At 46.3% G+C, this 21,867-nt stretch carries 16 protein-coding genes; 11 read left to right on the top strand and 5 right to left on the bottom strand.

From position 1 onward, the window contains the following. From HMPREF1535_RS03270 to HMPREF1535_RS03240, 7 genes are all read left to right on the top strand, one after another. Positions 1–2,439 (top strand): glycosyl hydrolase family 95 catalytic domain-containing protein, encoded by a 2,439-nt coding sequence (locus HMPREF1535_RS03270; protein WP_082207489.1) that lies wholly within the window; start codon positions 1–3, stop codon positions 2,437–2,439. Between the two features lie 33 nt (positions 2,440–2,472). Further along, entirely contained in the window at positions 2,473–4,986 is a 2,514-nt protein-coding gene (locus HMPREF1535_RS03265) for an alpha-N-acetylglucosaminidase (RefSeq protein ID WP_046145286.1), read from the top strand. 187 nt (positions 4,987–5,173) lie between these two features. Beyond that, positions 5,174–7,063 carry a right-handed parallel beta-helix repeat-containing protein gene (locus HMPREF1535_RS03260; RefSeq protein ID WP_046145285.1) on the top strand — a complete coding sequence of 630 codons (1,890 nt, stop codon included), beginning with the start codon at positions 5,174–5,176 and terminating at the stop codon, positions 7,061–7,063. An 18-nt stretch (positions 7,064–7,081) separates the two neighbouring features. Further along, positions 7,082–8,338: a uroporphyrinogen decarboxylase family protein gene (locus HMPREF1535_RS03255; RefSeq protein ID WP_046146379.1), complete on the top strand. Its 1,257-nt coding sequence runs from the start codon at positions 7,082–7,084 to the stop codon at positions 8,336–8,338. Positions 8,339–8,356: 18 nt separating this feature from the next. Next, on the top strand, positions 8,357–8,992 hold the full coding sequence (locus HMPREF1535_RS03250; RefSeq protein ID WP_046145284.1) for a corrinoid protein: 636 nt from the start codon (positions 8,357–8,359) through the stop codon (positions 8,990–8,992). Positions 8,993–8,996: 4 nt separating this feature from the next. Further along, entirely contained in the window at positions 8,997–9,674 is a 678-nt protein-coding gene (locus HMPREF1535_RS03245) for a vitamin B12 dependent-methionine synthase activation domain-containing protein (RefSeq protein ID WP_046145283.1), read from the top strand. Then, a complete protein-coding gene (locus HMPREF1535_RS03240; RefSeq protein WP_010802083.1) occupies positions 9,674–10,678 on the top strand; it encodes a uroporphyrinogen decarboxylase family protein in 1,005 nt (334 codons plus the stop codon). Before HMPREF1535_RS03245 ends, HMPREF1535_RS03240 begins: the two co-directional genes overlap by 1 nt. Before the next feature lie 62 nt (positions 10,679–10,740). On the opposite strand, the gene HMPREF1535_RS03235 is transcribed toward HMPREF1535_RS03240, so the two are convergent. Both HMPREF1535_RS03235 and HMPREF1535_RS03230 read right to left on the bottom strand, forming a co-directional pair. Then, positions 10,741–12,930, bottom strand: coding sequence for a glutamine synthetase III family protein (locus HMPREF1535_RS03235; protein ID WP_046145282.1), 2,190 nt, complete (start codon positions 12,928–12,930; stop codon positions 10,741–10,743). Between the two features lie 1,192 nt (positions 12,931–14,122). Further along, complete coding sequence (locus HMPREF1535_RS03230) at positions 14,123–15,118, bottom strand: IS110 family RNA-guided transposase (protein WP_046145281.1); 996 nt, start codon at positions 15,116–15,118, stop codon at positions 14,123–14,125. A 628-nt stretch (positions 15,119–15,746) separates the two neighbouring features. On the opposite strand from HMPREF1535_RS03230, the gene HMPREF1535_RS03225 reads away from it, so the two are divergent. Beyond that, positions 15,747–16,106 (top strand): hypothetical protein, encoded by a 360-nt coding sequence (locus HMPREF1535_RS03225; protein ID WP_046145280.1) that lies wholly within the window; start codon positions 15,747–15,749, stop codon positions 16,104–16,106. A 108-nt stretch (positions 16,107–16,214) separates the two neighbouring features. Continuing rightward, the gene (locus tag HMPREF1535_RS03220; protein ID WP_046145279.1) at positions 16,215–18,329 is read left to right on the top strand and encodes a VapE domain-containing protein; all 2,115 of its coding nucleotides are present in this window, start codon (positions 16,215–16,217) and stop codon (positions 18,327–18,329) included. Between the two features lie 300 nt (positions 18,330–18,629). On the opposite strand, the gene HMPREF1535_RS03215 is transcribed toward HMPREF1535_RS03220, so the two are convergent. Next, a complete protein-coding gene (locus HMPREF1535_RS03215) occupies positions 18,630–18,854 on the bottom strand; it encodes a DUF4248 domain-containing protein (protein WP_046145278.1) in 225 nt (74 codons plus the stop codon). A gap of 225 nt (positions 18,855–19,079) precedes the next feature. Here HMPREF1535_RS03215 and HMPREF1535_RS03210 point away from each other — a divergent pair, with 225 nt between their 5' ends. Both HMPREF1535_RS03210 and HMPREF1535_RS03205 read left to right on the top strand, forming a co-directional pair. Continuing rightward, entirely contained in the window at positions 19,080–19,538 is a 459-nt protein-coding gene (locus HMPREF1535_RS03210; protein WP_046145277.1) for an HU family DNA-binding protein, read from the top strand. A 21-nt stretch (positions 19,539–19,559) separates the two neighbouring features. Next, positions 19,560–20,033, top strand: a complete 474-nt coding sequence (locus tag HMPREF1535_RS03205) for a glucosaminidase domain-containing protein (protein ID WP_046145276.1) — start codon at positions 19,560–19,562, stop codon at positions 20,031–20,033. 117 nt (positions 20,034–20,150) lie between these two features. Here HMPREF1535_RS03205 and HMPREF1535_RS25720 read toward each other — a convergent pair whose 3' ends face one another. Further along, positions 20,151–20,315 carry a hypothetical protein gene (locus tag HMPREF1535_RS25720; RefSeq protein WP_154670864.1) on the bottom strand — a complete coding sequence of 55 codons (165 nt, stop codon included), beginning with the start codon at positions 20,313–20,315 and terminating at the stop codon, positions 20,151–20,153. 328 nt (positions 20,316–20,643) lie between these two features. Beyond that, positions 20,644–21,813 carry a 6-bladed beta-propeller gene (locus HMPREF1535_RS03200; RefSeq protein WP_046145275.1) on the bottom strand — a complete coding sequence of 390 codons (1,170 nt, stop codon included), beginning with the start codon at positions 21,811–21,813 and terminating at the stop codon, positions 20,644–20,646. Positions 21,814–21,867: the final 54 nt, after the last annotated feature.

Raw genomic sequence — 21,867 nt, 5'->3', positions numbered from 1 at the left:
ATGTGTTTAGTTAGATTTTTTTCTTTAATAATCTCTTTGTCCTTGGCTGTTTCAGCCTATGGAAATGATGATTTATTTATAGGGTCTAAGACGGATAAACCTGCATCTATATGGCAAGAAGGCATGTTGACCGGAAATGGTATTATGGGAGCGATTATGTTTGGTAATCCTATTTGTGAGGAAATTGTATTTACCCATAATGAACTTTATCTACCATTGGGTACAAAAGAGATAGTACCTGATCTTAGAACTTGTTTTGATGAATTAAAAAAGAAAGCTTTGGATTCAGGGAATATGGCTCCATCGGTATTTCATGCAGAAATATTGAAGAAAACAGGTAAGACAATATCATGGACAGACCCGTTTCATCCCGGTTTTTCACTTCAGATAAAAGATTCTCTGAGGGGTAGGGAATATACAGACTATGAAATGTCAGAAAATTTTAGTACGGGAGAACTTGCTGTTTCTTGGACTGATAAGTATGGGGAAAAATGGAATCGCAGACTGTTTATTTCGAGAAAAGATAGTGTCGGTGTTATGGAAATAAATGGTCCTAAAGGTAAAGTTGGGGGAACTTTCTCTTTGTCATTGGGACACGACCTGGTATCCGTTAAGAAAAGTGCCTTTAATAATGAACTGAGGGCGCATGTGGTTTATGATAAAGGTAAGGGAGGATATGAAAATGTAGTACGTATTATTCCGTTGGGTGGAAGATTGGAAGTCAAAGGAAATGATATTGAAGTTCACAATTCGGATAAGATTCTTCTTTTTATACAGATCAGACCATGGAAGTCTCCTCTTTCAAAGGAGTTGAGCGAAGCATGGGCTTATAATCCATCAAATCCTGATTTTTCATCCAATACAAATTCTGATAAGTTGACAGATATACATAATTGTATGGATAGGCTTCAAACGGATTATAAAGAATTACTTAAAGCCCATTCTTTGTTGCATTCTGAATTGTTTGGACGAGTTGAACTATCATTGGGAAATGACGATAAAGGACGATCTGAAATAAATACATTGAAATTATTGCAAATGTGTCGTAATGATAGACAAGCTTCTCCCGAATTTATTTCTTATCTTTATGACGCATGTCGTTATCTTATTGTTTGTAGTACGAATAATAAACCAGCGAATCTTCAAGGTTTATGGACTGGAACATGGAATCCTGAATGGAGTGGTGATTATACATTGGATTCTAATATTCAACTTGAAATTCAATCGTTGATGAGTTGTAATATGCCTGAACTTATGGAGGGATATTTTAAACTAATAGAATCGTGGGTTGAGGATTGTAGAACAAATGCACTTAAAATGTATAATTGTAGAGGAATTGTATCTAATCCTCGTGCTTCTAATACTCCTTTGTATTTACATTGGGGAAATTGGCCGGGTGAACTGGCAATTGGAACTATGGGATGGATGTTGCATTTTTTCTATGATTATTATTTATTTACAGGCGATAAGTCTTTTTTGAGAGATAGAGTTGTTCCTTTGTTGAAAGAAAGTGCTTTGTTTTATGAAGATCTGTTGGCTGGAACTGAAGATGAAAATGGTAAATATCGTTTTTTTATATCCTATTCTCCAGAACAGGATGATTTATTGTATATGAATTCAACATTTGACGTGGCTGTTGCAAAAAATGTTTTAACTAACCTTATAAAATCATCTCGAATATTGGGTATCGAGTCCGATAATATCCCCAAATGGGAAATGATGCTAAAAAAAATGCCCGAGTATAAAATCAATGCTTCCGGGGTTTTCAGTGAGTGGACTGTTGAAGGGGTAAGAGAAAACCCTAATCATAGGCACCATTCTCATCTTCTTCCACTTTATCAGTTTTGTGAATTTGACCGTAGTGATACTATTATGTGGAATGCTTCATGTAAAGCTTTTGAAGAAAAAGTATTGCATTGGTTAAATAATAATGATAATCCAGACAGTAATCATATTACTCATGGTCTCATGAATCAGCTCCAGTGTGCTGCCAGACTGGGAAGAGGAGATATTATTCAATATGTATTTGATCTTCTTGTATCAGGTAATTATATATATCCCAATTTTATGATTTCATATTGGCCTGGATTAAGGGGCTTTGGTTTTGATCCTGTAGGAACAATACCTGATGTTATAAATAATTCGTTGATTTTTTCTTGGAATGATAAGATTGATATATTGCCTGCTTTGCCAAAAACATGGAGAAGAGGTTCTTTGAGTAATATATTGTTGAGAGGTGTTGTCAAAGTAGATAAGTTTAGCTGGGATTTAGATAAAGGAGAAATTTTCTTAGTTTTGTATTCTGATACAGATAAGGATGTTGAATTTATATTGCCAGATAAATATTTTGTTTTTTCTGTTGATAGTAATCAATCAGGAAATAAAATAAAACTATTTAAGGGAAAAAATCAGTTTAGATTTAAACAAATTAAATCTTAGTGCAATCGATTATTAGTGATAAAATATAATACAATGAAACGAATCTTATTATTCAGTTTTTGTTTGCTATCCTTTTTCTTGCAAACTGTTTGGGGACAAAAGGGGGCATTGGCGGAGGTTCGCCAAGTGGTGGAGCGTGTGACGGGGCAATCGGATTTGCCCGTGTCTTTTGTGTTGAAGCTGGATAAAGGGGCAAACTATTTCCAGTACCGGGTGGATAACGGTGTATTGAAGATTGAAGGTAGCAATCCTGTGGCTTTATGTCGTGGCTTCTATGATTTTGTGAAGAGTAACCGCGCGGGACTTTACAGTTGGTCGGGAAGCAATATCCGTTTCCCTGAACAACTGGCAGACGGGGGGGAGAAACGGGTGGTTTCTCCGTTTGAACACCATTATCTGTTCAATGTCTGCACCTATGGCTATTCCATGCCTTACTGGGACTGGGAACGTTGGGAAAAAGAAATAGATTGGATGGCATTGCATGGTATTGACATGCCGTTGGCACTGGTGGGGTATGAGGCAATCATGGCCCGTGTATGGAAAAAGATGGGGCTGACCGATGAAGAGATTAACAACTATTTTGTAGGGCCGGCTCATTTGCCTTGGATGCGTATGGGGAATGTGAGTGGGATAGACGGACCGTTGAATCAGGATTGGCACAAGCAACAGGTTGAACTGCAACATAAAATATTGAAGCGGATGAAGAATTTGGGCATGAAGCCCATCTGTCCGGGATTCCCCGGATTTATCCCGGAGGCGTTCAAACGTATTTATCCTGATTTGCATATTATCCAGACCCATTGGGGCGGCGCGTTCTGTAATTGGATGATTTCTCCGCAGGAAGAACTCTTCACGAAGATTGGGACGGCTTTCATCCGGGAGTGGGAGAAAGAGTTTGGAAAGAGTGAGTATTACTTGGTTGACAGTTTCAACGAAATGGATATCCCTTTTCCTGCCAAAGGTTCAAAAGAACGTTATGAACTGTTGGCTTCGTATGGCGATAAGGTGTACCAGTCGATCCGGAAGGGAAATCCGAAAGCAACTTGGGTGATGCAAGGTTGGATGTTTGGTTACCAGCGGCATATTTGGGATTATGAAACGCTGGGAGCATTGGTCTCTAAAGTGCCGGATGATAAAATGCTTCTATTGGATTTGGCGGTAGATTATAACAAGCATTTCTGGAAATCGGAAGTTAATTGGGAGTTTTATAAAGGCTATTATAATAAATCGTGGGTGTACAGTGTCATTCCGAATATGGGTGGAAAAACCGGTATGACAGGTATTCTTGATTTTTATGCCAACGGCCATCTGGAGGCATTGGCTTCGCCTAACAAGGGGCGTTTGGTTGCGCACGGGATGGCTCCGGAAGGGATAGAAAACAATGAAGTTATTTATGAATTATTGTCTGATGCCGGTTGGTCGGATAAAAAGATTGATATCCATGAGTGGTTGAAAGAGTATTCTTACAATCGTTATGGAGGTTATCCGGCTGCTGTTCGTGAATGTTGGGATTTGTTGTTAGAGTCTGTCTATGGGACATTTACCGACCATCCGCGTTATAACTGGCAATTTCGCCCGGGGACAGTACGCAGTGGGTCTATCAATATAACCCCTTCTTTTTTCAAAGCAATAGAATCCTTTATGGAAGTAAGTGGCCAGCAGAAAGGCAACTTTCTTTATTTGGCAGACTTGGCAGAACTGACTGCCCTTTATTTAGGGGGAAAGGCTGAACTTTTAATCAAGGCGATCGATTGGCAATATGAGATTGGGGATACGGTACGGGCTGCTAAGTTTGAAAAAGACTTTGAACATATCATGTTGGGGATGGATGCATTGCTATCCGCTCATCCGACCTTACGTTTGGAGCGTTGGATTGATTTTGCCCATAAACAGGCGACGACTTCTGAACAATATAAGCAATATGAAAGGAATGCGAAACGTATAGTCACGATTTGGGGACCTCCGGTGGATGATTATTCTGCCCGTGTTTGGTCCGGTTTGATCCGAGACTATTATTTGCCGCGTTGGAAACATTATTTTGCAAGTAGAAAAACGGGTATTCGTTTTAACTTTGCCGAATGGGAGAAGAATTGGGTAGAGTCGGAAGGGTGTTCTCCGCAAACACCTCCTGCTGATATCGTAAATACTGCCCGTTCGCTGGTAGATTATGCAGCATTTATAACTCCGGTTTTAATCCCCGATGGTAAAAAAGGTCAGTTGGGGTCATGGACGATCGGTTCTGAAAAAGCAGAAATCATATCATTTCAGGTTTCGGCAGACAGGCTGGATAAACTATCTGCTGTTCGGATAGAAAAGAAAGCTGGGAAAAGTTCGGTCGTTTGTTCCCGTTTGAAACTGGTTGCTGACGGAAAGGTGTTGGTTGACGATGCTTCAGAAAAAATCCTGTATGGCGATAAATTGGGAACTGTTTATACGGTAACCTTACCGGATGATATTCGAGGTAACAATGGAGTAGAGTTACAGCTACAGATAAAAAATATCGGATCGGAAACTGCATCAGGACAAGTTTCTCTTATCGGAGAATAAGAGCTTGGTCATACACAAAGATAGAAATCAAAGAAAAGGAGCCTGTTATTTTGGATAGGCTTCTTTTTTACAGGCATAGACAATAATAATCCACAAAATAGGCATTTTTTTGCTATTTTATGTCGGGTAAGGGGGTTCTATATTTGCATCGTTCTAACAAGGAAGCTACAATAACAATCAAAATATCATGAAGAGAAAACAGTTGTTTATTACTTTATTCCTTGCCTGTTGTGTGGCAATACAGGCGAAAGAATACCATGTTTCTATCAAAGGGAACGATGCAAACGAAGGAACCGAAAAAGCCCCTTTCCGGACTATCGGGAAGGCAGCGGAATATGCTTTTCCGGGTGATATAATTACCGTACATGCGGGAACATACCGGGAATGGGTGAACCCACCCCGCGGAGGTGAGAGCGATGATAAACGAATTGTCTACCGGGCGGCACCCGGTGAAAAGGTAGAGATAAAAGGCTCGGAAAGGATCACTAACTGGACAAAGGAGAAAAACGGCGTTTGGAAGGTAACGATACCGAATACTTTCTTCGGGGATTATAATCCTTATATCGACTTGATCTACGGTGACTGGTTTGAAGGTATGGGACGTGAACATCATACCGGAGAGGTATTTCTGAATAACAAATCCCTGTATGAAAAGGAAACACTGGATAAGGTACTGACCCCTGTCCCAAATGAAAAAAGTAAGGACAAGGAAGGTTCCACCTACACCTGGTATTGTGAAAACGATGGTGTCAATACCACCATTTGGGCCAATTTCCATACATACGACCCGAATAAAGAACTTGTAGAAATAAGTACCCGCCCCACCTGCTTTTATCCGGAGAAACCGGGGATCGACTACTTGACTATCCAGGGCTTTCACATCAGCCAGGCCGCAACCCAGTGGGGAGCACCGACAGCCGAACAGATCGGTATGATAGCGACCCATTGGAATAAAGGATGGATTATCGAAAACAATATTATCAGCAACTCCAAATGTTCGGGTATCACCCTGGGAAAAGAACGTAAGACCGGACATAACGTCTGGCTGAACGATACAAGCCTCGACGGTTCCCTGCATTATATCGAAGTCACTTTCAATACAATCCGGAACGGATGGAACAAGGAGAATATCGGTTCGCATATCGTTCGCAATAATGAAATATCCCATTGCGAGCAGACCGGTATCTGCGGAAGTATGGGAGCCGCTTTCAGTCTGATCGAAAACAACCATATCCACGATATCTGGGTGAAACGTCAGTTTACCGGCGCGGAGATCGGAGGTATCAAATTCCATGCCGCTGTGGATACACGGATTATCCATAACCGTATCCATAACGCTGGCCGTGCCCTTTGGCTGGACTGGATGACGCAGGGAACCCGCGTATCGGGCAACTTGTTCTATGATAATGACATGGAGGACCTGTTCCTGGAAGTAAACCACGGCTCGTTCCTGGTGGACAATAATATCTTTGCGTCCCGCCGGAGCATCCTGGAACAATCCCAGGGAGGCGCCTATGTGCATAACCTGATTGCCGGAGACATTTACCGCTATGTGGAACACGGACGGTATACCCCTTATTTCCTTCCTCATTCGACAGAGGTTGCCGGCTTATCCATCATCCCGGGAGGGGACGACCGTTATATCAACAACCTCTTTGCCACGGTCCTTCCCGAAAACGAGAAAGACAGCAAACGGAAATACGGCCTGGCAGATTATAATAAGACCGTCTATCCGATGATGGTGGATGGAAATGTCTACTACAACGGTGCTTTGCCTTTCGAAGGAGAAAAGAATAAAGTCGTTCTCCCTGACTTTAAACCGGATGTGAAAGTTGAAGAAACCGCCGATGGCGTCTACCTTTCTCTTTCGGTACAAGGTCTGGACGGCTTGCAGACTTCCCGCGTAACGACCGGAAGACTCGGGAAAGCGAAACTACCCCGGCAGGCTTACGAACAACCGGACGGCAGCCCGATCGATATTGCCACCGACTATCTGGGTAATGCCCGTGGCAATCAACCCAAGCCGGGCCCTCTTGAATCGATCAAGGACGGAGCGATCAGAATCAAAGTATGGTAATCTTAAATACACATGAATATGACATCAAAACAACGTGTTCAAAACGCATTGAACCATAGCACCCCCGACCGGATACCGGTGGACTTCGGAGCCACTTCCGTTACCGGTATCCATTGCAAGGTCGTGGAGGCGCTGAGACAACATTACGGACTGGACCCTCACCCTGTCCGTGTCATCGAACCCTTTCAGATGCTGGGTGAGATAGAGGAGGATTTACAGGAAATAATGGGTATTGACTGTGTTCCCGTCTTCGGACGCAAGGACATGTTCGATATCGACGAAACCCAATTACACGAGCAGGTTACTCCTTGGGGGCAAAAAGTAATGATTGCCTCCGGTATCGACCTGACGACGGATAAGGAAGGCGACGTGTACATTTATGCCGGTGGCGACCGTTCCTATCCGCCCAGTGCCATCATGCCTTCGGGCTGCTATTTCATCAACGCGACGGAAAGGCAGGAATATGTGGACGACGAAGCCATTACTCCGGAGGATAACCTGGAAGAGTTCGGCCCTGTTTCCGACGAAGATTTGCAATACTATAAAAAGACCGTGGAGCAGGCCGCAGCAACCGGAAAGGCCGTTGTTGCGAGCTTCGGCGGGACGGCTTTGGGCGATATCGCTTTCGTGCCCGGCATGGGATTGAAGAATCCGAAAGGTATCCGCAACGTGGCCGAGTGGTATATGTCGACCGCCATGCGCCGCGACTATGTGCAGACGGTCTTTGAGAAACAGACCGATATAGCTATTGCAAACTACCAACGGTTGTGGGATACCGTCGGCGAGAAGGTAGACGTGGTCTTCACCTGCGGGACCGATTTCGGTACCCAGGACTCCCAGTTCTGTTCGCTGGATACCTTCAGGGAACTGTGGCTTCCCCATTACAAACGGATGAACGACTGGATTCATGAGCATACCACCTGGAAAGTATTCAAGCATACCTGCGGGGCTATCCTGCCGATTCTTCCCGGTCTGGTGGAGGCGGGTTTCGATATCATCAACCCGGTACAGATTAATGCGAAGGATATGGACCCTGTGGTCCTGAAAAAGGAATACGGCAGCCAGGTTACTTTCTGGGGCGGCGGTATCGATACCCAGCGTATCCTGCCGAATGCAACACCCGAAGAAGTGCGCAGCCATGTTTTGCAGGAATGCGAGATACTGGGAAAAGACGGAGGATTCATTTTCAATGCCGTTCATAATATCCAGGCCAATGCGCCCGTCGGGAATGTGGTGGCAATGATTGAAACCCTGCGTGAATTACGGAATCAATAATTTAAAAGAAATAAAGTTATGGCAGATTTAGAGAGTTTGTATGAAGCTATTTTAAAAGGGAAACTCGATGTCGCCAAGGCAGTGACAACCGAGGCGATAGCAGAGAATGTAGACCCGCAACTGATTATCAATGAGTATATGTCGCGGGCCATGGAGGATATCGGAAAACGTTTTGAGGAAGGAAAAGCCTTTGTCCCTGAACTGTTGATGGCGGCCCGTGCCATGAAAGGGGCGCTCGACCTGTTGAAGCCGCTGATGAAAGGAGCCGCTTCGCACCGGTTGGGCAAGGTGGTAATCGGTACGGTGAAAGGCGATTTGCACGACATCGGAAAGAACCTGGTCGCTTCCATGCTGGAAGGTTGCGGCTTTGAAGTGATAAATCTGGGAACGGATATCTCTTCAGAGAAATTTATCACGGCGATCAAGGAAAACCAGGCGCAGATTCTTTGTCTTTCCGCCTTGCTGACTACGACGATGAATTATATGCAGGAAGTGATCGACGCTTTGGAAAAGACCGGTATCCGCCAGGAGGTGAAGGTCATGATTGGCGGTGCCCCTGTATCCGAATCGTTTGCCCGTCAGATTGGAGCCGACGGCTACAGCGATAATGCGAATGCCGCCGTGACGCTGGCAAAATCATTGTTATCCGCTTAATTGTATGTTTGATTGTAGTTTGGATTTTAGCACGTTGTCCCTGACGGCAAACGACCTGTTTGCCGAGATGGGATACGGCAACACAGCCCCGGAAGAACCTGTGGAGGCACTGGCCCTTTCCATGCTGAAGGAGGTTTCTTCCCTGACTGTTCCCCGTTGTACTTTCGGCCTGTTCGACGGAACGGTGGATGACGGATATGTTACCCTGGATGGCGGAGAACCCTTTCTCGTAGGGGGGACAATCGCTTCCCTACTGAAAGGCTCCGAACGGTTCGCCCTGTTTGCTGCCACGGCCGGGATGGCTTTTCAGGAATACCAGGACAGCCTGAAAGCGGAGGGAGATATCCTGAAATGCTTCATTGCCGATATTATCGGGACCTGCATTGCCGAGAAAGCCGGCGACCGGATGGAACGCCTGCTTGAAAAAGAACTGGGAGGCGAACGGCATACGAACCGCCTGAGCCCCGGTTATTGCGGTTGGCACCTCACCGGACAGAAAACGTTGTTCCGGCTGATGGGAGGCGCCCCTTGCGGCATCAGCCTGTCTGATGTCTGCCTGATGACTCCTATCAAGTCGATTAGCGGAATAATCGGCATCGGTCCGGAGGTAGATGAGAAAAAATACGGTTGCCAGTATTGTGAACTGGAAACCTGTTATAAACGAAAAAGAAAGAAGAAATAATGGAAATACAAGAATGGTTGCAAGAGACAATCAGGCAAAAAGAACGTAGGGCTATCCCTATCATGACCCATCCGGGCATTGAACTCTGTGGAAAAACAGTGAGAGACGCAGTCACCAGTGGTATGGTGCATGCAGACGCTATCTGCCGGTTGAATGAGCAGTATCCTTCGGCCGCCCCGACCGTGATTATGGACCTGACGGTAGAGGCGGAGGCTTTCGGTGCAAAGGTGGTCTTCCCCGAAGACGAAGTGCCCAGCGTAACGGAACCGCTGGTATCCGATAAGGAGTCGATTGATAATTTACAGATACCGTCTCTGGATACCGCACGTGTCCCCGAGTATCTGAAAGCGAACCGTCTGACGGCGGAACGTGTAAAGGACAAGCCTGTTTTTGCCGGCTGTATCGGTCCGTTTTCACTGGCAGGACGTTTGTTCGGTTTGTCCGAACTGATGATTGCCCTGTATGTGGAGCCGGAGAACATCACTGTCCTGTTGGAGAAATGTACTCGTTTCCTGATCGATTACTGCCGTGCGATTAAGGAGACAGGCGTTCATGGCGTGATTATGGCGGAACCGGCTGCCGGGCTGATTTCAAATGAGGATTCGCTGCTTTATTCGACGACCTATGTCCGCCAGGTAGTGGAGGCCGTGCAGGACGAACATTTTATCGTAATCCTGCATAACTGCGGAAATGCAGGCCATTGTACGGAGGCTATGGTTCAGTCGGGAGCGGCTGCACTTCATTTCGGCAATAAGATCGATATGCAGGATGCCCTTGCCAACTGTCCGGAAGACCGTCTGGTGATGGGGAATCTGGACCCGGTCGGTCTTTTTAAACAGTCCTCGTCAGAAGAAGTATATACCGCGACTATGAATCTGTTACAGCAGACCAAAGCATGGAAGAATTTCGTTTTGTCGACAGGTTGTGATGTCCCGCCCCATATTCCGGCTGAGAATATTGAGGCATTTTATCAAGCACTTACTAATTTTAACAGGTCAATGTAAAAAAAGGGAGGTGTAGCAAAATAAACTTTTGATGCACCTCCTATTTTGGATTCTGTTACTTTTTACCGGATAAACAGCAGTTCGCGGTATTTCGGCAACGGCCACATCTGGTTGTCCACCATCAGTTCCAGTTCGTCGATATGTTCGCGTATTTCATCCAGGAACGGAACGACCGTGTCATGATAGGCGATCGCCTTGCTGCGGTAATCGGTGATGACGTTCGCCTTCTTGCGGGCCTCGATCATCTCGTCCGTCATGCGTGTTACGGCATTTACGTGCTTGGATATTTTGCGTACTAGGCGGCGCGGTTCGGCAGACAGTTCCTCATATTCTTCCGGGCTGAACGTTTCCTTCAGCTTGGTGATATTGCTCAACAGCAAAGACTGGTAATGCAATACGACCGGGATGATATGGTTCATGGACAAATCTCCCAGGACGCGGGCTTCGATTTGTACTTTCTTGATATAGATTTCCCATTTCACTTCGTTGCGGGCTTCCAGCTCCTTTTCGCTCAATACGCCTGTTTCCCTGAACATGCGGATTACTTCCGGCTTCAGGTAAGCGTCGTATTGCAATGGAACGCTGTTTTCGCAATCCAGGCCGCGGCGGGCAGCTTCCGCCTTCCATTCGTCGCAGTAACCGTTGCCGTCGAAACGGATGGGTTTGGATTCTTTGATATAAGCCTTCAATGTTTCGAAGATAGCCACTTCCTTGCTCTTGCCTGCTGCCTGGAGCGCTTCCACGTCCTTCTTGAACTGCTGTAACTGATAGGCTACGGCAGAATTGACAGCCAGCATGGCCGAACCGCAGTTGACGGACGAACCCGGAGCACGGAACTCGAAACGGTTGCCGGTGAAAGCGAACGGCGACGTGCGGTTGCGGTCCGTATTGTCCAGCAGCAGTTCGGGAATCTGCCCGAAGCCGAGGCTCAGGCGTTTCTTGTCGTCCACCTCGATGGCATCTTCAATCGAACTGTTTTCGAATTTATCCAGTACCTCGCTGATTTGTGTACCCAGGAAGGAAGAGATAATGGCGGGAGGCGCTTCGTTGGCCCCCAAGCGGTGGGCGTTGGTTGCCGAAGCGATACTGGCTTTCAGCAGCCCGTTGAATTTATAGACGGCCATCAGCGTATTGACCACGAACGTGATGAAACGCAGGTTGTCTTCGCGGTCCTTGCCCGGCGAGAACAGGTTGATGCCCGTATCGGTTCCCATCGACCAGTTGCAATGTTTACCCGAGCCGTTCACACCCATGAACGGTTTTTCGTGAAGCAGCACGCGGAAGTTGTGGCGGCGTGAAACACGTTTCATGACCGACATCAACAACTGGTTATGGTCGTTGGCCAGGTTGCATTCTTCGTAGATGGGCGCCAGCTCGAACTGGTTCGGGGCCACCTCGTTATGACGGGTTTTCACCGGGATGCCCAGCTTGTAACATTCCACTTCCAGGTCTTTCATGAACTCCTGTACACGTGAAGGGATGGCGCCGAAATAATGGTCGTCGAGCTGCTGGTTCTTGGCACTTTCGTGTCCCAGCAACGTGCGTTCCGTCAGTGAGAGGTCCGGACGGGCGGAGTAAAGCTCTTCGTCCACTAGGAAATATTCCTGTTCCCAACCCAGGTATGTGATTACTTTGTGAACATCTTCATTGAAATAGTTGCAAACCTCTTTCGCCGCTTTGTTGAGTGCTTCGACAGAACGTATCAGCGGTGTTTTGTAGTCGAGAGCCTCGCCGGTATAGGCGATGAAGACTGTCGGGATACAGAGGGTGTCGTCTACAATAAATGCGGGGGAGGAGGGGTCCCAGGCAGAATAACCGCGGGCTTCGAACGTGTTGCGCAGTCCGCCGTTGGGGAAGCTGGACGCATCCGGTTCCTGCTGTGCGAGCAGTTTGCCGCTAAATTCTTCAATCATACCGCCGTTACCGTCGTGTTCGACAAAAGCGTCGTGTTTTTCGGCTGTCCCGTCGGTCAGGGGCTGGAACCAGTGTGTATAATGGGTAACTCCTTTTTCCAGTGCCCACATACGCATACCGGCTGCCACATGGTTGGCTATTTCGCGGTCGATAGGTGTTCCGTTATCAATGGCGTGGGTCAGGGCTTTGTACGTTTCCTTGGAGAGATACTTTTGCATAGCCTTGCGGTTAAATACGTTCTCGCCATAGTACTCGGATACTTTCTGTTTGGGAGTGACGGCTTCTACGGCCTTACGGTTGGAAGCTTTCTCCACTGCATTAAAGCGTGAGATTGACATATGGATTATTTTAATGTTTTACCGGCTGCAAAGATACAAGCAAATCTTCATTTATGCTTTCAACGGGTAGTTAAAAACAATTTCATGGAACATTTTGGTAGCGGGCGGAGATAAATTGTCCGGCGGGTTGCATTCTTCCGGACAGGATATAGACGGGGTAAATTGCTGCAAAAAATGATGGTTTCCGGTTTTTCCCGGCTTTTTGGGGGCCAGGATAATAATAAGTTAATGTACATGCCTGTACATAATAAGGGAGAAGTTGTTGACGATTGAATGAAAAATAGGATTAAAATGTGCTCTTATGCATTGAATATAATGGAGTTTTAGGTTAAAAACGTGTGGCGAGAAAAAACGTTCCTTTTTTCTCGCCAGCAAAATTAAATATTCTATTTTAATAGACAAACGTTTTGCGCCTATATTTTGCGTTTCTATATTCTTTCTTATCAACGCAATAGCAAAGTTAGTACGAAATCTCAGCTTTTACTTATGAAGTGAATGAAGGCACAAAATAATGACTAAAAAAAAGGAACGTTTTTTCTAGTCATTCTGTTTTCTCCGGCTTGAAATAACGGGTGTAGACGGGATTTTGGTAACACTATGTATTAATATTAAATTATTGGTTATGAATAAAAGGTTTTCTGTTCTATCGAGAATACTCCTGCCGTGCGAGTGCATATCGTCCGGTACTAATTCAACAATATTCATTTCAGGCGAATCTATACTACCTGTACAGGTCTTGTATTTGTCGCCGTAAACAACCACCGAATAGGTAATTATCTATAATCAAAATATCAAAGTCTTGCCGTGCGGCGTCATCGGACTCCAATTAACCCGTGAAGGGCGAACAAGCGGTAATTATTAAATACTAAAGTAATAAAATAAAGTTCTTCTGTCCTATCTTTGTGAAAAGCGAAGGCAGACAAAACAAACCCCGGGGGATTCGTCTTTCCGGGGTTTCGTATTTAGAAATGATTGAGCTATCTGTTTATTGACTGGTTGTAACTGGCTCCCCTCTTGAGAGGGGGTAGGGGGTGAATTCTAAGTCCTCTCCAAACAATATCTATAAAATCTTACCCAAGTTTACGAACATTAACGTATCCTTGGGTAAGTTCGTATATAGACATAATTACTCTTCAGAAGTGTATAGCTACTTCCTAAATCTAAGATGTTTTCGAAATTAAGGGCCTTTTTATTATACGACTAATGTTACAAATGGAGTCTGTCTTCGTATCACAGCAAAAGACCTTGCTATGATTTTGGCTCTTACAGCATTGATTACAGATGCTTTATGTTTCCCCTCCGCTATTTTCCTTTTATAATATGCTTTCATCTGCGGATCCCAAGAGATGGCAGTAATAGCTGCCCGGGTAAGGTACACTTTTACTTCTTTGTTAGCCAATGGAGAAGTCTGCGTTTTTCCCCGTATGGAAATACCTGAAGTATGTTCAAAGGGAGCAACCCCGCAATAACAAGCAAACTTCCTTGGGTTGTCAAATCTTTGAAAATTGTTAGTAACACACAGTAATACAATGGCATTGATTATCCCTACACCTTTTATACTTCTTAATAACAAGTAGTTTGTGCAAAGAGAACAACTAGCGGCTATTAGTTGCTCCATAGCCTCTTCCACCTGCAGGATCTTTTCTTTTATCGACTTGAGCTGCTCTTCCAAAAAAGAAATGGAGTCTGTCACATCAGCCAACTTGGCCATCTGGGAGAATGTTTCCAATAACTTTATGCTTGATACTTTTTGCTTGACCAAATTGTCACGTATAATAATCCATCCCCGCAGTCTCACCAAGTCTTTGTCAGGCAATTTGTATAACTCTAGTTTTCGATAGTGTAATACCGCATAGTTCGCTATTCTTTTAGCGTCAATGCGGTCATTTTTGCCTCGTTGCAAGCCTATGGACTTCTTGATGGTCAACGGGCAAACCAAAGCTAGGGAAAAACCCATAGAGGCACTGGAAACAGATAACTCTGTGACATAACTTCCCATGTTTTCAGCACAGAACAAGAGTTTGGATAAAGAGAGATGATAACCTGCTATCCAATCTAATAAAGATTGGATCCCTTCTGAAGTGTTATCAAAAGACTTGTGAGACAACTCTTTTTCGTCCGCAGACATTAAGGATGCATCGAAAGTTTTTTTCCCTACATCAAGACCTACAAAATGAGAATAATTCATAACTTTGTATTTACAGTATTAAACATGAAGGAGAAACAGCTAATACATTTATTAGGTCGTGAGCCTACAATTCTAACTGGCTAGGTTCTCCAATTAAGAGAGTTGCAGTCTGATTCAGCCCATAGTCATTTAAGACTAGTGTCAAAGTTAGTTCACTGCAACTCTTCTTTTCAAATATACACTTATATTTTTATTAGGATATTTAATACTGCAAATGTAAATGTGTTAAAGCCAGTCAATAAAACAAGCCTTGTTACAGGTTTATTTGCCGTCTGCTTCAGCTGACGGATTAGTAAAGGGTCTATTTCATTGGACTTTAGTCCCATTTCTTACAGTTTTCTATCTAAGAGAAATGTGGCTGAAGCCAAAAGAGAGAAACAACTTGTAAACCGTCAGCTGAAGCAAACGGCAAATGAACCTACAATAGTTAAGTAACTCTGATTATGGAGGTTGTATAGGCTGGAATATAACACACCCCCTTCCCCCTCTCAAGAGGGGAGGCAGTTACAACCGGTCGATAATTAGATAGCTCAAAACTGATAATGACTGAACATTCAAACCTCTGAATCATTAGAGATTCTTTTATTATAAATTAAATTCATATGAAAAAAAACTGAACGCCGCCCTGTTGAATGGAGCAGTACTGGATTTGAGAAATGAATGCGTGCAGCTGGAAAAGAAATTGCACGAAGTGATGAAACTAAGCAACACCCTGGGCCGGATGTTGGAACATGCCGTCTGGGAGGAGGATATGGTGGTAGGCGAAACCATTACGTTCCACTGTTCCCTGGAAGAGTTTGTCGCCCAGATCGCTCCCCTGATCGAGAGCCGCAAATGGACGGTTAACGACTGCCATGAAGTGAAGCCTTTCCTCCGTTCGCTCGATACCGTCATGAAGGTCTGTCCTGAAGGCAAAGTGGAACCACTGGCGTTGGGTACGCTCGTGAATGGGGTGATGGAGTATCTTTCTACCCGCAAGGACGATTGATGTTTGTCGTGCAGCTTATGTTTTTCATAATATAATGTAAAAACATAGGCTGCCTTGTTTAATGCCCGTACCTTGGGCAGAATAATACTCACTTAATTTTATCTTATTATGATAAACGTAACCTTATTCGCCGGATTTAAGAGATGTATGGGGGATATTCCCCTGATCGACGCCCTTTACGACATCCGCAATGGCAAGTATGCCACCGAAATTAACCGTATCCGCGCCTTTATGGACGCCGGAAATCAGGATGAAGCCGACATGCAGAAGAAAAAGCTGCCTGCCATAACCGTATCCGCTACCTATCAGAAACAACGGTTGCCGAAATATATGACAGGCTACAATCCGCTTACCATCCTCGATTTCGATGAATTGAACAAAGAAGACTTGCCGCGCCTGCTTGCCCTGGTGCGCGAAGCCGTCTATACGGTGGCCTGCTGGATCAGCCCGCGCGGACGGGGCATCAAGATCATTGTCTATCCGGCTGTCGGGACCGAACTGATCCCCGCAAACCATCTCGCTGTCTACAAGCTGGTGAAAGACTGGTACGAACGCCTGCTGGGTGTCGGGGCGGACACTTCGGGCAGCGATGCCGGACGGCTCTGCATCATGTCGTACGATCAGCAGCTCTATCTCTCTCCCCGTTTCGAACCCTGGCTGAAAGGGGAAGGCACTTTGCCCGCCGATCTGCCGCCGATAGAAGCCATAGGCGGAAAGACTGTGTCACAACTGATCTCTTCCGCCCGTAGAAAGGCCAGCCGCAAGTTCCCTTATGCCGAGGGCAACCGCAACAATTACGTGCACCTTTTTGCCGGCTACTGCAACCGCTTCGGGGTTGCCAGAGAGGAGGTCGAAGCCTATGCCGCAAAATCATTTGACGACCTGCCGGTCGAGGAACGCCGACAGGCAATCGACAGTGCTTATGCGCATACCGAACAATATGCTACGGAGAAGCCGGCGTTCCGTTTGCAGCGCGGAGACAGTTTTGTCAATCAGATACAGGAGTTTCTGACGAAATATTACAAACTTCGTCGCAATATCGTCAGACGTACGGTTGAATACCGGGACCTGAAGAAACACGATGCCTTTCAACCGGTCACCGATTATTGGGAGAATTCCGTCTGGTGTGCATTGCAGAAATCGGGCGTGTTTTGCCGCGTGTCCGACCTGCGTTCGGTGATCTATTCCGATTTCAGTCCCGAGTACAATCCTTTCAAGTCTTACTTCGATAACCTGCCGCGCTGGGACGGGACGACGGACCCTATCGGCCGCCTGGCAGCCACAATCGACACTACCCACCCCGAGTATTGGGAGAAATGCCTGAAGAAATGGCTGGTGGCAGTCGTAGCCTGTGCCATCGACGAGCGGCAGACCAATCATACGGTCTTGTTGCTGAGCGGTGCACAGGGGTTGGGGAAGACCACCTGGCTGCGCAACCTGGTGCCGCCCGTGCTTAGAAACTATGTCTTCTCCGGCAACCTCGATCCTACGGCAAAAGATTCGTCGTTGTTGATGAGCGATTGCTTCCTGATCATCCTCGATGAACTGTCGGGACAGAGCCGCGTGGAGTTGAACCAGTTGAAGGCCCTGATCACAAAAGATTCTATCCTCGAACGCCGCCCGTATGCCCGTAATGCGGAGACGTTCGTGCGCCGTGCTTCGTTTGCCGCCACGGTAAACGACAGCCAGATTCTGACAGATCGCACCGGGTCGCGCCGTTTCCTTTGTTTCGAAACGCTCCGGATCGATTATACTTCTGAAATAGACCATGCCGCCATCTATGCCCAGGCGCTGGCGCTCTACAAACAGAATTTCCGTTATTGGTTTGCCGAAAATGACATAACGGAAATAAACGACAACAACGAGCCTTTCCAGCAATCGTGCCCCGAAGCGGAATTGTTTTATACCTATTTCCGCAAGCCGGTCCGTTTCGAGCTGCCCCTCTTGCTCTCTGCAAGCGAAATCCTGTCTAAAATAGCGGAACGAACACGCTATTCCATGACTACAATGAGTGTTAATTTGCTGGGCAGAGTGTTAAAAAGCGGTGAATTCGAGTCACAAAAGAGACATGGAAAGCGGCTGTATGCCGTCATGGAATTGAGTAATGACCAGGTGGAAGCGCGTCGCAAAGGATTTGGCTATGATCCTTCGGATGAGGGCGAAGGTGGTGATAATAAGGAGGATGACGGTGGTGGACGCCCCGACCCGCAGCTTCCGTTTTAACTGATCGGGGGCAGAAAGGGCAGACAAAAAGGTGTTTTGAAAAACTTCTGTACGGTGTTACTTCTACGAAACATTCATAGAAGTAACAAGTGACATCTTATTATAAAGTTTTCAAAAATGCCTTTTTGTCTGCCCTTTCTGCCCCCGCCCTTTCTTTCTCCACTGGCTGCGGCAGTTTTTTTCAGGGGGTGCCGCAACGACATAAAACGACTGCCGCAGTCTCTGGAAACAGTTGCGGCAGTCTCTGAAAAAAACTGCCGCAGTCCTTTGGGATGATTGCGTCACCCATTCTTTTCTTTTTCAGGGTTCCCCTAAATGTTCGACGATACATTCCACCTGGCGGGGTGTGAAACTCCTGACTCCGGGATGATACCCCAGTTCAACCAGTTTGGCTTTCAGTACGCCATGATAATTGATCCACCGCCAAAGTTGCAGGATCGCTCCCCTGCGGCTGAGGTGAGGGCTGTAGAGTGCCGCCAGTTCGCCTACTCCGTAGGCCCGTATCGTGAAGGTCGTTTGTTCCATAAAATGTATGGTTTTATTCTTCTAAGATACGAAAAATCAATGGATGCGGCAAGCTATTTGTTCGTTTTTTAGCATGTTGACAACAATACGATTGCCTGGAGATATCTGAAATTATCTGAAATAAACTGTCGCTTCGTAACATCCCGTCACCTATGGCTTCAACCTGCCTTCCCTCCGGGCGTATCTTTGATATGTAATTAATAATCAACTAAAAACAGTAAAGTTATGGCAGTACAGTATCATTTGGTTCTCCGGAAGAACCTCAGTAAAAATGTGGAAGCAGGGAAAGAGAAGCTCTATTATGCCCAGACGCGTGCGACGGGGACCTGCACGTTTGATGAGTTGTGTGATGCGGTGGCGGAGAGTTCGACCGCTTCGAGTGGGGATGTGAAGGTGGTGATCGACCGTGTGATCCGGTTCCTTCTGATGTTTCTGGGGCGTGGGGAAGTGGTCCAGTGTGGCGACCTGGGGACGTTCCAGCTGATCCAGACCAGTTCGGGAAGTGTTACGACCGATGATTTCTCAACCAATTTGTTGTACCGCGCCCGTCTCCGTTTCCGTCCCGGCGCCAAACTTCGTAACCTGACCCAGACTACGAAGGGGGAGCGTTTCAAGCTGGAGGAGGCGAAACCTTCAACTCCGCCGGAAGGCGGTGGTGGTAGCGACCGCCCCGAAATCGAGTAATCTACCTGAAACGGACATCATATGGATAAGCAATCGTTTACAACAAAGTACCTCCCCGCCGCCCGTATGGCGGGTGAGTTGTACGGCCTGAACCCGGTAGTCATCCTGGCGCAGGCTGCTATCGAAAGCGGGTGGGGAGAGAGCCGCCTGGCTACGTGCTACAATAATTTCTTCGGGCTGACCGGCTATGGCGTTTCCAACGCTTACTGGCACGGGGGAAAGACGGACCTGGATAATCCCGGCGGCCTTGTGTTCCGCCGTTACGACCGGGCGGAGAACAGTTTTCTCGATTTTGCCCGCCTGATCGCCACCGCCTACAAACAGGCGGCCGCCGTCAGCAACTATCCCCGGGCTTATGCCCGCGAGATGGCCTACAGCAAATATATCAGTGAAGTAAACGGGGATAACCGCGAGGCGTATTGCAACATGCTGGAAAGCATTGCACGGTCGCTGGTCCCCATAGTGTATAACTTAAATAATAAAGCGTATGAGTGAGAAAGAAAATGGCAGTGGCAACAAGGTAAGAACCATCCTCCAGTTTATCATGGAGTTGCTGGGGTTCCTGTTGGGGAGGAAGAAGCAGTAGGAAGAATAGGAAAGGTTTGGATATTATCAGTTTTGAATGTTACTTTTCTCTTGATAGAAAAGTAACCAAAAGATCAAGGCTGCATCTGCTTCGCTACTCAGCATCCTGCGTTCGCTGTCGTCTGTGAACTCGCTACGCTCAAACAGCACAGCCTCCGGACGCTCTCTACGGATACTTCGCTTTACGCTCACCAGATGAGGCCTTTCATAGAACGCTTTGCGTTCTCCTAAGATTGCCGATACTACCTGTTAAATCCGAAAGTTTTTGTTTTATAAGTACCGGTATCGGCCATCCTAAGAGGAAGCACAGCTTCCTTGGAAAGGCCTAAGCGGGTGAACGTCCGCGTAGGGGGAAGACGAAGCGGTTAAAAAAATCCGTTGTCTGAGCGAAGCGAGTTTCGGATTTTTCAGCGAAGTCTTTCACCGGAGCAGTGAAGCCGGTTAAGCCTTGATCTTTTGACTACTTTTCCATCAAGGGAAAAGTAGGTTCAAATATTTCTATAATTATCACATACCCCCTTTACTCCTTCACTTTCCCGACAAATAACACATTATTATCATTCTCATCCAGCGTCGCTGCCAGTTCCTCGAGTTTCTTTCTGTCCTGGCTGGGGCATTTGCCGGAGGCGAGATGTTTTTCTATCTTTTCGATCAGTTGTCCCGGTTCCATATTCTGGATAAAATATCCCTGGTAGAAATTGTGGCCTGTTCCGGAGATGGGGAGGTTTCCGTAGAAGTCGTTTATCAGACGGAAATGGGAGGAAGCATTCTTCTTTTTATCAATCAGGATATCTCCGCCATTTTCCGGGCCGTTTTTCCCCCAGAAATAATAATTGACCATGAAGTGATTCGGGAGCCGGTAGTATAGATGTATCGGTTTCTCTTCCGGATTCGGGAAAGTCATGGTAAATTCAGGCAATAACCGGTTGCCGACAGGATCGTAGACAAAAAGAGTGTCTATGCTGGTGTGGAAGAAATCGAACCCGTAGCCGTTTTTGTAAGAGAAAACTTCTCCGTTGAAGTCCGACACTGTCCTTTTGGCGGTTGCCGGGATCTGTTTCAGGATGTTTCCTTCCATATCCACTTGGAAGGCAAGCGGTTCCCCTTCCTGGAATGGCATGTGTACGACGGATAATGTGCCGTCCGCATTGAGCGATAATTTAGGTTTGTTGATCTGTCCCGGAAGCGGGATGTCTTTGATCCATTTGCCATTCGTGCCGTACACCATGATCTTCCGGCCATAGAAAGGCGAGAGGAAGATACGGTCGTTCTTTTCGTCGATGACTTCATCGTAAATGGATATGGCATATTCTCCGGCCCCATTGCCTACGGAGCCGATGTCGTGCAGGAATTTTCCCTCTTTGTCGAAGAGTTTGAACGGTCCGCCGCTTCGTTGCCGTACCCCGATATACTGGTCGGTGACGAGTGTGAACCAGGCTTTGAACATGGCGGAGTCAGAGTTGTCGAAACGTATGATGCGGCAGTCTTCGACAAATTCGCTGAGCGGCACGTCGATAGTGTCTTTCGCCAGGGCGAAGTCGCACACGGTCAGTTCGTTTCCGCCTGTTTCAACGGTGGTGATACTTCCGTCGTTCGTTTTCAGTGCTTTTTGTTTCTGGGTGAAAATGTTGCAGGCGGATAAACATCCCAGTAACAAGACGGAGGAGAAGAGCAGACAAGTTGTTTTCATACAGGATCTATTTAAAGTTGTTTACTATCAACAAAAATACGAATAGCTCGTAAT

This window comes from Parabacteroides goldsteinii DSM 19448 = WAL 12034 (assembly GCF_000969835.1).
Classification (GTDB): Bacteria; Bacteroidota; Bacteroidia; order Bacteroidales; family Tannerellaceae; genus Parabacteroides; species Parabacteroides goldsteinii.
This window is presented reverse-complemented; position numbering and strand designations above follow the sequence as displayed.